General features: G+C 59.8%; 13 protein-coding genes. 7 read left to right on the top strand and 6 right to left on the bottom strand.

Annotated features, from left to right (window positions below; all coding sequences use genetic code 11):
* Positions 1-32: 32 nt before the first annotated feature.
* Positions 33-536 (bottom strand): pyridoxamine 5'-phosphate oxidase family protein, encoded by a 504-nt coding sequence (locus FHT93_RS28510; protein ID WP_112546080.1) that lies wholly within the window; start codon positions 534-536, stop codon positions 33-35.
* Between the two features lie 173 nt (positions 537-709).
* Here FHT93_RS28510 and FHT93_RS28515 point away from each other — a divergent pair, with 173 nt between their 5' ends.
* On the top strand, positions 710-1,456 hold the full coding sequence (locus tag FHT93_RS28515) for a YebC/PmpR family DNA-binding transcriptional regulator (protein WP_112546081.1): 747 nt from the start codon (positions 710-712) through the stop codon (positions 1,454-1,456).
* A gap of 72 nt (positions 1,457-1,528) precedes the next feature.
* Here FHT93_RS28515 and FHT93_RS28520 read toward each other — a convergent pair whose 3' ends face one another.
* The 3 genes from FHT93_RS28520 to FHT93_RS28530 all read right to left on the bottom strand — a co-directional run bounded on the left by FHT93_RS28520 (position 1,529) and on the right by FHT93_RS28530 (position 5,447).
* On the bottom strand, positions 1,529-2,530 hold the full coding sequence (locus FHT93_RS28520; RefSeq protein ID WP_112546082.1) for an LLM class flavin-dependent oxidoreductase: 1,002 nt from the start codon (positions 2,528-2,530) through the stop codon (positions 1,529-1,531).
* 99 nt (positions 2,531-2,629) lie between these two features.
* Complete coding sequence (locus tag FHT93_RS28525; protein WP_183850640.1) at positions 2,630-3,124, bottom strand: N-acetyltransferase; 495 nt, start codon at positions 3,122-3,124, stop codon at positions 2,630-2,632.
* Between the two features lie 7 nt (positions 3,125-3,131).
* The gene (locus tag FHT93_RS28530) at positions 3,132-5,447 is read right to left on the bottom strand and encodes a methyl-accepting chemotaxis protein (RefSeq protein WP_183850642.1); all 2,316 of its coding nucleotides are present in this window, start codon (positions 5,445-5,447) and stop codon (positions 3,132-3,134) included.
* Positions 5,448-5,692: 245 nt separating this feature from the next.
* Here FHT93_RS28530 and ruvC point away from each other — a divergent pair, with 245 nt between their 5' ends.
* The 6 genes from ruvC to FHT93_RS28560 all read left to right on the top strand — a co-directional run bounded on the left by ruvC (position 5,693) and on the right by FHT93_RS28560 (position 9,988).
* Positions 5,693-6,220, top strand: coding sequence for a crossover junction endodeoxyribonuclease RuvC (gene ruvC / locus FHT93_RS28535; protein WP_183850644.1), 528 nt, complete (start codon positions 5,693-5,695; stop codon positions 6,218-6,220).
* Positions 6,221-6,232: 12 nt separating this feature from the next.
* Positions 6,233-6,847, top strand: coding sequence for a Holliday junction branch migration protein RuvA (gene ruvA, locus FHT93_RS28540; RefSeq protein ID WP_113017198.1), 615 nt, complete (start codon positions 6,233-6,235; stop codon positions 6,845-6,847).
* A 70-nt stretch (positions 6,848-6,917) separates the two neighbouring features.
* On the top strand, positions 6,918-7,955 hold the full coding sequence (gene ruvB / locus FHT93_RS28545; RefSeq protein WP_112546086.1) for a Holliday junction branch migration DNA helicase RuvB: 1,038 nt from the start codon (positions 6,918-6,920) through the stop codon (positions 7,953-7,955).
* Complete coding sequence (locus FHT93_RS28550; RefSeq protein ID WP_183850646.1) at positions 7,956-8,858, top strand: metallophosphoesterase; 903 nt, start codon at positions 7,956-7,958, stop codon at positions 8,856-8,858.
* Positions 8,859-8,862: 4 nt separating this feature from the next.
* Positions 8,863-9,375 (top strand): NUDIX hydrolase, encoded by a 513-nt coding sequence (locus FHT93_RS28555; RefSeq protein WP_183850648.1) that lies wholly within the window; start codon positions 8,863-8,865, stop codon positions 9,373-9,375.
* A gap of 49 nt (positions 9,376-9,424) precedes the next feature.
* Complete coding sequence (locus tag FHT93_RS28560; protein ID WP_183850650.1) at positions 9,425-9,988, top strand: DinB family protein; 564 nt, start codon at positions 9,425-9,427, stop codon at positions 9,986-9,988.
* Here FHT93_RS28560 and FHT93_RS28565 read toward each other — a convergent pair.
* On the bottom strand, positions 9,985-11,367 hold the full coding sequence (locus FHT93_RS28565) for an AcvB/VirJ family lysyl-phosphatidylglycerol hydrolase (RefSeq protein ID WP_112972052.1): 1,383 nt from the start codon (positions 11,365-11,367) through the stop codon (positions 9,985-9,987). The genes FHT93_RS28560 and FHT93_RS28565 overlap by 4 nt on opposite strands.
* Positions 11,364-13,970, bottom strand: coding sequence for a bifunctional lysylphosphatidylglycerol flippase/synthetase MprF (gene mprF, locus FHT93_RS28570; RefSeq protein ID WP_183850652.1), 2,607 nt, complete (start codon positions 13,968-13,970; stop codon positions 11,364-11,366). Before mprF ends, FHT93_RS28565 begins: the two co-directional genes overlap by 4 nt.
* Positions 13,971-14,032: the final 62 nt, after the last annotated feature.

A 14,032-nucleotide genomic window follows, 5' to 3' on the forward strand; every position in this document is an offset into this window, starting at 1 on the left:
GGCCCGGATCGTGCTCGGGCCTTCCCCTTGTCTCACGCAAATTGCAGATGCCGCTTGATGCCGACGTCAGGCATCTTCTCCTCGTCGAAATTGGCCTTGGCAATTTCCCAGCCAAATTTCAGCTTGCTGCCAGTCGAAACCCAGATCTCGGCATCATCGACATGCATGGACAGCATCGTCAGCTTCGGATCCTTCTTGCCCCCTTCATACCAGGCGGCCACGACCGAGTTCCAGAATTCCTCGATTTTCGCAGGATCGGGACGCACGTCGATGACCCCCGACAGGCAGGCATGATAATCGTGGTTCTTGCCGATGACGCAGAAATGCGCGCGGCTGCCCGGTTTGATCATCTGCACGAGTTCGGCATCTGTCTTGGTATAGAACCAGATCGTATTGGTTGTCGGATCAACGTTGGGTGCCATCGGCTGCATATGCATGTCGACGCCTGAAAGGCCGAGCATGCCGGCGTGGATGTCGTTGATCTGGTCCCAGAGCTGACGTGCCGGTTGTTCACGGGCTTCGCTGAAGCTTGCCATAGCCGTTCCTTTCCTGCTGGCGTTGTCGGTTGAAAACGTCATCTCCCCGGCTTTGTTCCGGCGAGAGCCATACCGGCTACGCGGGAGCGAAGGACTGCTTTTTCCTTGAATATCGCCCTTTCCGATCTTATAAGGCGGCCCATTCCGAACAATGAGACGTGAACAGGGGTGCCATGGCTGGCCATTCACAGTTTAAAAACATCATGCACCGCAAGGGCCGTCAGGATTCCGTGCGGTCGAAAATGTTCTCCAAGCTCGCGCGCGAAATCACCGTTGCCGCCAAGGCCGGCCTGCCCGACCCGACAATGAACGCCCGCCTGCGCCTGGCGATCCAGAACGCCAAGGCCCAGTCGATGCCGAAGGACAATATCGATCGCGCCATCAAGAAGGCATCCGGCGCCGATACCGAGAACTATGACGAAGTCCGTTATGAGGGCTACGGCCCGGGCGGCACGGCGATCATCGTCGAGGCACTGACCGACAACCGCAACCGCACCGCCTCCAACGTCCGCTCGGTCTTCACCAAGGCTGGCGGCGCACTCGGCGAAACCGGGTCGGTTTCCTTCTCCTTCGATCATGTCGGCGAGATCACTTACAAGCTATCCGCCGGCGATGCCGACAAGGTCATGGAAGCCGCAATCGAAGCCGGAGCCGACGATGTCGAGACGGACGAGGACGGCCATTACATCACGACCGGCTTCGAAGCGCTCGGCGAAGTCGCCAAGGCGCTCGAAGCCTCGCTCGGTGAAGCCGAGACTGTAAAGGCCATCTGGCGCGCCCAGAACAATGTGCCGGTCGATGAAGAAAGAGCCCAGTCCCTTCTGAAGCTCATTGACTCGCTGGAAGATGACGATGACGTGCAGAATGTCTACTCGAACTTCGAAGTCTCGGAAGAAGTTCTGGCCAAGCTCTCAGCTTAAAGCCATCCACGATATGGAATCGAAAAACCCGGCCATTCCGCCGGGTTTTTGTTTGCAAGGATGCCCTGGCGTCTACGCTGCGGCCCGCATGAAATTGCCGAGCCCGGCAAAGAGCTCCACTGATTTCAAACGCGCCTCGATATCATGGATCGGCATGGAGATGATGACCTCATCCGCTTGCGTTTCCTTGAGGAATTCATTGAGCTGGGCCTCTGCCGTGGCTGGCGAGCCGACGACGGCGTAGCGCAGTGTGTGTTCCACGTTCATCTTTTCCATCGGCGACCAGAAGGCGTCCATGTCTTTGACCGGCCGCGGGAAAGGACCACGCACATTGCGCCTGAGATTGACGAATTGCTGCTGCGCCGAAGTGAAGTGGTACCGCGCTTCCTCGTCCGTCTCGGAAACAGCGCCCATGACACCGACCATCACATAGGGCTTGTCGAGTTCGGACGAGGGCTGGAACCGGTCGCGATAGATCGCGATAGCATCAAGCAGCATGTCAGGCGCAAAATGCGAAGCAAATGCGAAGGGGAGGCCTAGCATGGCCGCGAGCTGGGCGCTGTAGAGGCTGGAGCCGAGCAGCCAGATCGGGATGTGTGAATCATTGCCGGGTACGGCAAGGATCGCCTGGTTTTCGATCGGTGTACCGAGAAGCTGCTGTAGCTCGACGACATCATTGGGAAAACTGTTTGCACCGGCGTCGAGGTTGCGCCGCAGCGCCTGCGCCGTGCGCATGTCCGTTCCCGGCGCGCGGCCGAGGCCGAGATCAACCCGGCCGGGAAACAAGGCTTCCAGCGTACCGAACTGTTCGGCAATGACGAGCGGCGCATGGTTCGGCAGCATGACGCCGCCTGAACCGATGCGGATGGTCTTCGTCACAGCACCGATCTGCCCGAGAATGACCGAGGTTGCAGCACTCGCGACGCCGGGCATGCCGTGATGTTCGGCCATCCAGAAACGCGTATAGCCGAACTCCTCCGCCTTCTGTGCCATGCGCTTCGACGCCGCAAAGGATTGGCCGATGGTCGTGCCGTCTGCCACGGGGGAAAGATCGAGAATGGAAAAGGGAACCATGGAAACCTGCCGCGCAAATTTGGGGTGCGGTCTATGTAGGTTCGCCGTGGCTCTATTCCAAATCGCAGCGCCAATAAAAGCTGCCGCGAAAACTATCCGTCATTCGCCGAAAGCCGGAGAGAATTTCAGCGCACCTGATGGTGGCGATCCCCTGAAGACGATCCGCTGGACGTAGCGCGTATCAAGATCGCCATAGGTCAACTTTCCATCGCTCTCGAAACCGACACCCCGATAGACTGCAGGGTTGCCGATCAGGGCGCAGCCTGTCACATGACGCTCCCTCAGGAGATCGAGCCCGTTCAGGATCAACTCTCTGCCAATCCCCCGCCGCTGCCGCTCCGGCTTTACCGAAATCGGCCCGAGCCCATACCATCCATCCTTGATGTCACCGATTGTGACCGGCGAGAAGGCGACGTGGCCGATGATCTGCCCGCCTTCTTCGGCGACGAGAGATAATGTGAGATCACCCGATGCACGAAGATCCCGTATGATTTGCGCTTCGGTATTATTGCTGTAGGGCATCGGTTCGAACGCCACCCAGGTCAGCTCATGAATGGCATCCGCATCCTCGAGTTTTTCAAGCCGGATCAGCATGACACGATCATGCCCGCTTGCGCTGCAGATGCATGTCGGTGCTATGCTGCTGATATCCTTCGCCAAGCGTAAAGTTGCCGAGCTGGCGGTCCATCTCCACGGCCTCGGTTGCCAGGCGATGGATTGCAGCCGTTGTCTCCTCGACCATCGCCGCATTCTGCTGGGTCATGGAATCGAGCTCGGCGACCGAGCTGTTGATCTGCCGTAGGGTATCGGCCTCTTCACGAGTGGATTCCATGATTTCGTTGATCTGGCCGTCGATGGATTCGACATGACCACCGATGCCCGCGAGCGCAACGCCGGCCCTCTCGACGAGCGCCACGCCGCTTTCAACTTCATGCGTGGATTTCTGCAACAGGCTGGAGATTTCCTTGGCAGCGCTCGAAGAGCGTTGCGCCAATTCGCGTACTTCCATGGCGACGACCGCAAAACCCTTGCCGCTTTCGCCGGCGCGTGCCGCCTCGACGCCGGCATTCAGTGCCAGCAGATTGGTCTGGAAGGCGATATCGTCGATGACGGAAATGATGGTGTTGATCTGCCGCGACGACGCCTGGATCGCTTCCATCGCTGCAATCGTCTCGCGCATGATCTGGCTGGAGCCGACTGTCTCCTTCTTGGCGTCGCGCGCGATACGCGCCGCCTGCTCGGCGCGCTCGATCTGCACGCGCACAGACTGTGTGATGGCGCTGATCGCGTTTGCCGTCTCGGTGATCGAGCTTGCCTGACGCTCCGTGCGGCCGGCCAGTTCATCGGCACCGGTGCGCATCTCTTCGGAGCCGGCACGGACGGCCATGGAATTGCCGCCGATCGCCGTCATCGTTTCGTTGAGTGTCGCCAGCGCCTCGTTGAAGTTCACGCGCAGGCTTTCGAGCTCGCTCGGGAAGCGGGTTTCGATCTGGTAGGCGAGATCGCCGCTTGCCAGATGATGAAGCCCCTCGTCGAGTGCCGTGACGACATCCTGCAGACTGCGGGCCTCCGCCTCGCGCTGGGCCAGATTCTGTTGGCGCTCGCTTTCGGCCCGCATGCGCGTTTGCTCGCTCGCAGCTTCGAGCTGGCGGCCTTCGATCAGCGACTGCTTGAAACGAGCAAGCGCCTTCGCCATCGTGCCGATCTCATCCTTGCGGTTCTGGCTGCCAATCTCGACTTCGAGCTTGCCGTCAGCGACTTCGCTGGTCACGCCGGCAAGACGGGCAAGTGGTGAGAACAGGAAGTTGGTGATGAGCCCCGTGGCAATAGCCATGACAACGAGAACACCGATGCCGATCCAGGTCAGCAGGGTGGCGATCTCGATCGAGCCAGCGTTCAATTCGCTGAGCAGCACGCTTTCGACGACGAGGAAACGATCGCCGCGATAGTCGACGCCGCGCACATAGGCGCGTGCTGTTCCATCGGTGCGATCGAAGTCTGCGACTGTCATCGCCGAGCTCGCAAGCGCATCCTTGATGAATGTGAACGGCGCGGTATCGAGCGTCGCTAGCCGGCCGGATGCATTGAGACCAACTGCCGAACCGTCAGCCGAAATGATCGCCGCCTGCGCCGTACTGCCTGACACAATGCCCTTCGCGAGGATGCCAGTGACGACATCGTCGCGTACCTTGAAGAGCATCAATCCCTTCGCCTGGCCGAGCTTGACGATCGGCACCGCATAGAAGATCGCCGACTTGCCGCTTCCTGCGTCGACGCGCAGACCGGAGAAGGCCGTCGGCGCAGAATCATCAGTGGCCTTTGCGGTATTCTCGATCGCCCTGGCATAGGCGATACCTGCACCGGTCGACTTCCAGGCATCCGACTTCAGGTTTTCAGCGAAGTCGTCATTCTTCTTGTAAGAATAGAGCACGGTGCCGTCGAGATCGACGATCAGGAGGTCGCTGAACGCCGTGTCGGCGAGATCGCGCGCCACTTCGCTCTGCGTCTTTTCATGGTTCGAATAATAGAAACCGCTCGGCCCCTCCGGCTTGGCAAGCTTTTCGCGCTGGTCGGCCGGGTTCGGGTTGTTGGTGATAAAGACTTTCTTCAGCTCCCCGCGGGCATCGCCCGAGCTTTTCTCGATCGTCTTCCAGCCGCTCTTCAGGCTGGTGATCGCCATCTGCAGCGCTTCGATGCGCGCAATGGAGGTCGCCTGGTTCTCGAGCTGCACAAGCTGATCCTGCAGCATATCGCCGCGGAAAATCAGTACGCTCTCCTTGGCCTTCAGCGCCTGCTCGTCGGAAACGCGGCTGCTGGCGAAATAGGCGAGGATATTGATCACAGCGACCGAAAGCGTGGTCAGCAGAATGAAGGTGGCTATCACCTTGAAGGACAGGGACTGAAATCTCTGAGCCATGAAAAACGAACCCTTCCGGAACGGCGCCGCCGGCGGGTGTATCGTCGAGATATCACCCGCCGGTTGAACTGCAAACAGACCATCGGAGGCCTTAAGCTTTGCAAAAGCCGGCCCCTCTCACATTTGATGGATCAGAATTCGTGCATCCGGTTTAATTCGCGGTAAATGCCGCCTGAAAACACGCCATGTTTTCGCTTTGTTCACATATCGATGGCACTTATTCAGCCGTCGCTATAGGGTGAGCCATGCAAAACACGATTCGCATCATCGGTATTGATCCCGGTCTTCGCCGCACCGGATGGGGCATCATCGATACGCTCGGCAATTCGCTGCGCTTCGTTGCCTCGGGAACCGTCACCTCGGATGGCGACATGGACCTGGCTTCGCGGCTCTGCCAGCTGCATGATGGGCTTGCCGACGTTGTCCATTCCTACAAGCCGGAAGAGGCTGCCGTCGAACAGACCTTCGTCAACAAGGACGCCGTCGCCACGTTGAAGCTCGGCCAGGCACGTGGCATCGCCATGCTGGTGCCGGCCCGTGCCGGTCTGCCGGTGTCGGAATATGCGCCGAACGCCGTCAAGAAGACCGTCATAGGCGTCGGTCACGGCGAGAAGCAGCAGATCCACATGATGCTGAAGATCTTGATGCCGAAGGCCGAATTCAAGGGCAATGACGCCGCCGACGCATTGGCGATTGCGATCTGCCATGCTCATCACCGCGGTGCAAACCGCATGCGCCAGGTGGTCGCCAGCGCTTCTGCAACTCATCCCTGACGGAACAAGATCATGATCGGCAAGCTGAAGGGCACCATAGACGAGATCGGCGATGACTATGTGCTCGTCGATGTGCACGGCGTCTGTTACGTCGCCTTTTGCTCGGCACGCACGCTCTCGAAACTCGGCTCCGTCGGAGAGGCCTGCGTGCTTTTTATCGAGACCTATGTACGTGAAGATCAGTTGAAGCTCTTCGGCTTCCAGACCCAGCTCGAACGCGAATGGTTCAACCTGCTCCAGAGCGTGCAGGGCGTCGGCGCGAAAGTGGCGCTCGCCGTACTTTCGACGCTCACACCATCAGAGCTTGCCAATGCCATCGCCCTGCAGGACAAGACTGCCGTTTCGCGTGCTCAGGGCGTCGGCCCCAAGGTCGCGATCCGCATCGTCACCGAACTTAAGAACAAGGCGCCCGCCTTTGCCGGCGAGGCGATCAATATCGGTCTCAAGCAGGAGATCGGCGAAGGCGTGGCCGCAGCCCCCGTTGCCGATGCCGTTTCGGCCCTGACCAATCTTGGCTATTCCCGTGATCAGGCAGCCAATGCGGTTGCCGCCGCCATGAAGACGGCCGGAGAGGATGCCGATAGCGCCAAGCTGATCCGCCTCGGCCTGCGGGAACTCTCCCGCTGATGGCCTCGCGGGGTGTCAATGCGGGCCGCTTGGTGTATGGACTTGAGCAAGCTTCTAACGGAAATACTCAATGACTGATGCCCGCCTGATAGCGCCGGAAAAGCGTGGCGAAGACCTGGATACAACGCTACGTCCGCAGTCTCTGGACGAGTTTACCGGCCAGGCGGAGGCACGCGCCAATCTCAAGATCTTCATCGAAGCGGCCAAAAACCGCGGCGAAGCGCTGGACCATGTTCTCTTCGTCGGCCCGCCCGGCCTCGGCAAGACGACACTGGCGCAGATCATGGCGAAGGAACTCGGCGTCAATTTCCGCTCGACCTCCGGCCCGGTTATCGCCAAGGCCGGCGACCTCGCCGCATTGCTGACCAATCTCGAAGAGCGTGATGTGCTCTTCATCGACGAAATCCATCGCCTCAACCCTGCGGTCGAGGAAATCCTTTATCCGGCGATGGAAGATTTCCAGCTCGACCTCATCATCGGCGAAGGCCCTGCCGCCCGCTCGGTCAAGATCGACTTGTCGAAATTCACGCTCGTCGCCGCCACCACCCGCCTTGGCCTGCTGACGACACCGCTGCGCGACCGTTTCGGCATTCCCGTGCGTCTCTCCTTCTATACGGTGGAGGAATTGGAATTGATCGTTCGCCGTGGCGCCCGCCTGATGGGCCTTGGCATGACCGATGACGGCGCCCGCGAAATCGCAAGGCGTGCGCGCGGGACACCGCGCATCGCCGGCCGCCTGCTCCGCCGCGTGCGCGACTTTGCCGAAGTCGCAGGGGCCGAAGCTGTCACCCGCGAGATCGCCGATGAGGCACTGACCCGCCTGCTGGTCGACAATATGGGTCTCGACCAGCTCGACAAGCGCTACCTCAACATGATCGCCGTCAATTTCGGCGGCGGCCCGGTCGGCATCGAAACCATTGCGGCCGGTCTCTCCGAGCCGCGTGATGCGATCGAGGACATCATCGAGCCCTACATGATCCAGCAGGGTTTCATACAGCGCACACCGCGTGGCCGCGTTCTGACCGCAATCGCGTGGAAACATCTCGGCATGCAGCCGCCAAAGGATATGGAGGCTGCGCAATTCGGGCTGTTCCGGGAGGACGATTGATTGATCAGCCGGCGCGGCTTTCTCAAACTGATGGGTGGCGGCGTCGCCAGCCTTATGGCACTCGGCGGATATGCATTCGCCTATGAACCGCTGGCCCGGCCGGCGATTTCCCGTTATACGCTTACCCCGCCAGGATGGACGCCGGGCCTAAAGCTGCGGCTCGTCGCGCTTGCCGATCTCCATGCCTGCGAACCTTGGATGTCTGCCGCCCGCATCGCGTCGATTTGCGCCTATGCTAACGAGCTTGGCGGCGATATCACGCTCCTGCTCGGTGACTACGCGGCTGGCATGAACATGGTGACGCGCTACGTCCATTCCAGTGAGTGGTCGAAGGCGCTGGCTACGCTCAAGGCCCCGCTCGGCGTGCATGCGATCATGGGCAACCACGATTGGTGGGAAGACAGGACCGCGCAGAAGAATGGCGGAGGCGATACGTTCGGACATAGAGCGCTGGCCAACGCAGGTATCCCCGTCTACAGCAATCGTGCCGTCAGGCTGGAAAAGGAAGGGCACGCGTTCTGGCTGGCGGGTCTGGAGGATCAGCTGGCGCTCCTGCCTGGCAGGAAATGGGGCCGCAGCCGGATGCAGGGGCTCGACGATCTCGACGGGACGCTCGCACAGATTTCCGACGACGCGCCCGTTATCCTGATGGCCCACGAGCCCGATATATTTCCACGTGTACCCGAACGGGTATCGCTCACTCTGTCTGGCCACACGCATGGTGGGCAGATCCGCCTTCTCGGCTATTCGCCGGTCGTGCCCTCACGTTATGGCGATCGTTATGCCTATGGCCATATTGTGGAGGATGGTCGAAACATCATCGTTTCCGGCGGGCTCGGCTGCTCCGTTGCGCCGGTGCGCTTCGGCATTCCGCCGGAGATAGTGGTCATTGACCTCGGATAATATCATGGCCAAGAGAACTGTCGTTCGCCTCAATGCAGGCAGCCAGCGCTTCAACTACCGGATCGCCGGGCTCGGATTTCGCGATGGACACGTCCTTGTCCATCGCGCCGTTCACGAACCTTTCTGGACCTTTCCCGGCGGCCGCGCCGAGATCGGAGAAACCTCTGAGGAAACGCTGAAGCGGGAGATGATGGAGGAACTCGGCGTCGAAGTGACCGTCAGTCGTCTCCTCTGGACCGTCGAGAATTTCTTCCATTACGAGGGCCGTGACTGGCATGAGCTCGGATTCTACTATCTCATGGAAATCCCGCGGGAATTTCCCTTCCGTACGCATGAGATTATTCATCGGGTGGAGGATGGCGACAATCATCTAGAATTCAAATGGGTGCCCGCAACATTCCAAGGTCTGACCGCGCTCGATATTCCGCCCTATTTCATCGCGGGCGAGATCGAAAACCTGCCCGCCTCGCCTCGTCATCTGGTGTGGCGCGACGGCGATCTCGATGACGAGGATTAGAGCACTTCGTGTTTTCGGAAAACCGGAAGCGCTTCAAGGAGGAGATGCGATGTCGAGTTTCGACCCCTGCCGCATGTTTCGAAAGCTCGCCTACAACAATGCCCTGGCAAACAGCCGGCTTCTTGCCGCCTGCGCGACCCTTGAACCCGGCGAATTCGAAGCCACGCGCACAAGCTTTTTCCCGTCGATCAAATCGACGCTGAACCACACGCTTACAGTCGACTGGTTCTATGTCGATGGGCTGGAAGGGGGAACCCTCGGCCTTCGCGCCTTCGACATTGAAGAACCCTTCAATGACCTGCCATCGCTCTCTAAAGAGCAGGCGAAGGTCGACCGGCGCCTAGTTGCAGTCTGCGAAAGACTGACACCCGAGAAGCTTACTTCGACCATCGAGCTTCAGCGCGACGGACGCATTCAGCGAGAACGCATGGAAGATGTGCTGAGCCACCTCTTTCAACATCAGACCCACCATCGCGGACAGGTACATGCCATGCTGGCAGGCAGCAGTGTCGCTCCGCCGCAGCTCGACGAATTCATCGTCGACGACGACGCGAGGTTCCGGGGCGGCGAAGTTGCCGCCCTCGGCTGGAGTGAACAGATGCTGATGCGTTAGCCCTTGAGGCGCGCCTTCAGGCCATCGATGATCGTCTTGGTCAGAAGATCGTAATTTTCGTCAAAGTGATGATCGCCAGGCAGCTCGATCACCTCGCCGCCGACATCCTTGACAGCCGGGCAGGCCACATCATCGTCGTCATCCTTGCCGTAGATGCATTGGACGAGTTTCGGATTGGCGCCCTTGAGATCCTTGATGGGATCGCCGCCGGCCCCTTCGGTCTTCTGGCCGAGCCAGCCCATGACGGAAATGACGTAATCGACCTGGTGCGACAGAGACAGAAGCGAAATCTGCGCTACCGCCCTCTTCTCCTCGGGTTTCAGAAGCTGATAAGTGGCTGGCACGATATCCGCGCCGAAGGAATAGCCGATCAGCAGGACGTGCTTGACCTTCCATTGCTTGCGGTAGAATTCGATGATGCGCGAGAGATCGTCGGCCGTTTCCTGCGGTTTACGCTCGGTCCAGAAATAGCGCAGCGAGTCGATGCCGACGACGGGAATACCCTCTTTCTGAAGCATCCCCCCGACTTCCTTGTCGATGTCACGCCAACCGCCGTCGCCGGAATAGATAACGGCCATCGTATCAAGGTTCGGCTTGGCCTCGAGAACCGCAAGCGGCAGGCCGAGCGGATTGTCGAAGGCACCCGAAGCCGTCACCAGATCATCGAGCGTATCGGCAAAGACGGTTTGTGCATCGTCAGTGGAGTCACGGATTTCGATCGCATCATGCGCCTTTTTCAGATCCTCCACATGAGCACGGCCATCCTTGTCGGCAGCAGGCGTGAACGTGGCGATGATCGGATCCGGCAGGCTACCATCGGTCAGTCCATAGACGCTGCGGTCACCGACGACCTTTTTCTGGGCCGGTGTGCAGAGTTCCTTGCTCAACGGAATGCCGGCATGCGGGTCGACGACAAATGTCTGGCCGATCGTTGCATCGGGCGTCTGTGCGGCAATGGCAAGCGCCAGCGCACCGCCCTCGCCAATGCCGGCGACTATCGGCAGGTGATAGGGGCTGTTGCCTGCGGCGCGTTGTACCTGCTGGCTAAGCGATTCAATATCGGAAACCGTGTAGATGCAGCCGTCGTTAAGGCTGACGTCGTAGCGGTTCAGCGCTTCCATATAGGACGGGAAATCGACGCCGATGACGACGGAACCCTGCGAAACCAGACGGTCTGCCTCAGTCTTCTCACTGTCACCCCAGCCGGCGGCATCGGAAATCAGAAAGACCGCGCCCTTCACCTCGCCCTGCGGCAGGAAGATATGCGGCGAAGGAATAAGCCCCGTCTCGAAGCTCTGGGTGGTCTCGTCCGCAGCATAAGACGGTGCGGCCGCGAACATGCTGACGCATGCCGCAGCAAACAGGTATTTTTTCATCATTTTCTCACTACCCCTTTCAATCCGCCGCCAATCAGCAATGTCGCATCCATCAATGCGATCATCGGATTGCCCCCTCCGGACACCGCAAGATAGCGCGGTTGCCAGTGCGGATGAAACTTGGATTTGAAGGCACGAAGCCCCTTGAAGTTGTAGAAGCGCTCGCCGTGTTCGAAGACCGTACCGCCGATACGGTCCCAGACAGGCGCTACCTCCCGTTTCGACATGCCGGAGAGAGGCGCCATGCCAAGGTTAAAATGCGTAAAGCCCTGAGCGCGCAGATACTCCATGATCTGCACGAACAGGAAGTCCATTGCCCCTTTCGGCGCATCGGGCGAGAAGCGCATCAGGTCGATCGTCCCCTCCTCTCTCGCCGTGGTGACCAGGATATTGGCAAAGGCAACGATTCGGCCGTCCTTCTTGAGAACTCCGACCGGTTGAGACATCACATAATCAGGATCGAAGGCACCGAGCGAGAAACCTTTCTCCTTGGCATTGTGGTGCTCGAGCCACGCGTTGGAAACGGCCGACAGATCGTCGATGACGGCAGGGATATCAACGGGCTCGATAACGGCGAATTCCAGCCCGTCGCGCTGGGCGCGGCTTGCGGTCTGGCGCAGGTTCGCCCATTTGCCGCCCTTCATTTCGAAGGTGCGCAGATCAGCGACCGCCAGTTCACCCAGCTTGAAGGCGCGCAAGCCGGCATCGGCGCAATGCGAAAGCAGCGCCGGCGAGATCTGGTAGAACACAGCGCGGCATCCCGCAGCGCGCGCCGCTTCCACGAAACGCCAGACCAGTTCCGGCACGGCATGACGGTCACCGATCGGATCAAACAGTGCGATCCATGAACGCCCCTGCCGGCCATACATGATGAAAGCGTCGCCCTTTTCCGAGAACATGATGGACTTGTCGCCCATGCGCACGAGGTTGGCGTCCGCACTATCCTGCTTCCCGACGATCTCGACGGCACGGCGAACCGCTTCCTCGTCCGCCGGCTCCGGTTTGAAGGCCGCAGGCCGCAACAGGCTGAAAACGGCAATGGCCGAGGAAATGATGGAGATGCCGAGCACCGCACGCAGGCCGCGCGGCGCTTCTGCGGCAAATTCAAACTGCCACCAGAGCTCGTTGCTGTATTCCACATCGCGATAGACGAAGAGCAGGATGACGACAGCTCCGACAATGATCACGGCAATCGCCGTCAGCCAGGATGTCGTCATCGCCTGGTTGAGAAGCGAAGCATGACGGGTGAAAAGTCGGCGACTGACAAAGAGGCCGAAAACCAGGAAGGCCAGGACAGCCGCTTCGACAAGCGCAATCGCTTTCAGCAGCGAAAGCGTCAGGGCAGCAACGGCGGAAAATACCGCCACCCACCACGCACCATCGAGCCGCTGACCAAGGCCGCGGGCCGCAACGACAAGCGCAAGCCCGAGCAGGCTGGAGAGGAAATGCGCACCTTCGACAATTGGCAGCGGCAGATAGTTGGAGAGAAATTCGAGGTTCTGATCGGGCGTCGGCGTCACGCTGGAAAAGATCAGCATGACGCCCAGAAGCAGCGCCAGTGCCGAAAGAAGCTGCGGCATCAGCCGCCCGCCGATACGCCGCACGCTGGATGCCGCAGGATGATCCACGAAGCGGCGAAGCTCGGTCGCCGACACCGCAAGGATGGCGATCAGCAGCGGCAAGACGTGATAGATCAGGCGATAAAGAACCAGTGAGCCGAGAACGGCATCGATGTTCACCGCGCTGCCGAGCGAGGCGATGATGACAGTTTCAAAAACGCCAAGACCCGCCGGCACGTGGCTCAGCACGCCAAGCCCGACGGCAATCGCGTAGACCGCCAGAAACACCGGCCAACCGATCGCCGTTTGAGGCAGGAGCACGTAGAGCACCGAGGCGGAAGCCGCGATATCGAATGCGGTCACCAGGAACTGGCGCGACCAGGTGCGCGAATCCGGCAGGCGAAGCGCGATCGAACCGATTTCGATCACCCTGCCCTCGCGACCGACAATCATGAGAGAGCCGAGGATCGCCAGGATGACCGCTGCGACGATCCGAAGCCACAGGCCGCTGACATTGATCAGCGGCGCGATCTCATCGGCAATAACGAGAAGCGCGATTGCAGCCACAGCCGCAAGGCCGAGGCCGAAAGACAACGTCACGAAAGCAATGATCCGGCCGATATCCTCAGGCGAAATCCCAAGCCTCGTATAGGCACGGTAACGGATCGCCCCGCCTGACAATGCACCGAAACCGGCAGTATTGCCGACCGCATAGGCGCTGAAGGCGGTGAGCGCGACATGCGGAAAAGGCAGCCGCTTGCCGATATAGTCGATGGCGTTGAGATCGTAGAAAACGAGTGCCAGAAAGCTCAGGGCCGTGAAGAGCAAGGCGAGCAGGATCGAGCTCGGCCGGGTTGCCGCGAGGGCCTCGACGACGTCGTCATAGCGCACCTCATCGGTCAACTGCATGATCGCGTAGCCGACAAGGCAAAAAATGAGGAGCGTGGCAAGAGCCGTCAGAGGCGTGCGATAGCGCCGGAAAACCGCGCCGACGGAAAAACCCTCTTCCGTCTCTGAATTCTCTTCCAACTTGCCGTGACCCGACATTTATTACCTGCTGCAATTGCCAATTTGGCGGGAATCTCTTCCGAGAGACGTAACATACGCAA

The sequence above is a fragment of the Rhizobium sp. BK379 genome (assembly GCF_014193955.1).
In the GTDB taxonomy this organism is placed as follows: Bacteria; Pseudomonadota; Alphaproteobacteria; order Rhizobiales; family Rhizobiaceae; genus Rhizobium.

Excerpts from the sequence above, each read along its gene's own strand:
- FHT93_RS28510 (WP_112546080.1), bottom strand. The coding sequence starts at position 536 with ATGGCAAGCTTCAGCGAAGCCCGTGAACAACCGGCACGTCAGCTCTGG.
- FHT93_RS28515 (WP_112546081.1), top strand. The coding sequence starts at position 710 with ATGGCTGGCCATTCACAGTTTAAAAACATCATGCACCGCAAGGGCCGT.
- FHT93_RS28520 (WP_112546082.1), bottom strand. The coding sequence starts at position 2,530 with ATGGTTCCCTTTTCCATTCTCGATCTTTCCCCCGTGGCAGACGGCACG.
- FHT93_RS28525 (WP_183850640.1), bottom strand. The coding sequence starts at position 3,124 with ATGCTGATCCGGCTTGAAAAACTCGAGGATGCGGATGCCATTCATGAG.
- FHT93_RS28530 (WP_183850642.1), bottom strand. The coding sequence starts at position 5,447 with ATGGCTCAGAGATTTCAGTCCCTGTCCTTCAAGGTGATAGCCACCTTC.
- ruvC (WP_183850644.1), top strand. The coding sequence starts at position 5,693 with ATGCAAAACACGATTCGCATCATCGGTATTGATCCCGGTCTTCGCCGC.
- ruvA (WP_113017198.1), top strand. The coding sequence starts at position 6,233 with ATGATCGGCAAGCTGAAGGGCACCATAGACGAGATCGGCGATGACTAT.
- ruvB (WP_112546086.1), top strand. The coding sequence starts at position 6,918 with ATGACTGATGCCCGCCTGATAGCGCCGGAAAAGCGTGGCGAAGACCTG.
- FHT93_RS28555 (WP_183850648.1), top strand. The coding sequence starts at position 8,863 with ATGGCCAAGAGAACTGTCGTTCGCCTCAATGCAGGCAGCCAGCGCTTC.
- FHT93_RS28560 (WP_183850650.1), top strand. The coding sequence starts at position 9,425 with ATGTCGAGTTTCGACCCCTGCCGCATGTTTCGAAAGCTCGCCTACAAC.
- FHT93_RS28565 (WP_112972052.1), bottom strand. The coding sequence starts at position 11,367 with ATGATGAAAAAATACCTGTTTGCTGCGGCATGCGTCAGCATGTTCGCG.
- mprF (WP_183850652.1), bottom strand. The coding sequence starts at position 13,970 with ATGTCGGGTCACGGCAAGTTGGAAGAGAATTCAGAGACGGAAGAGGGT.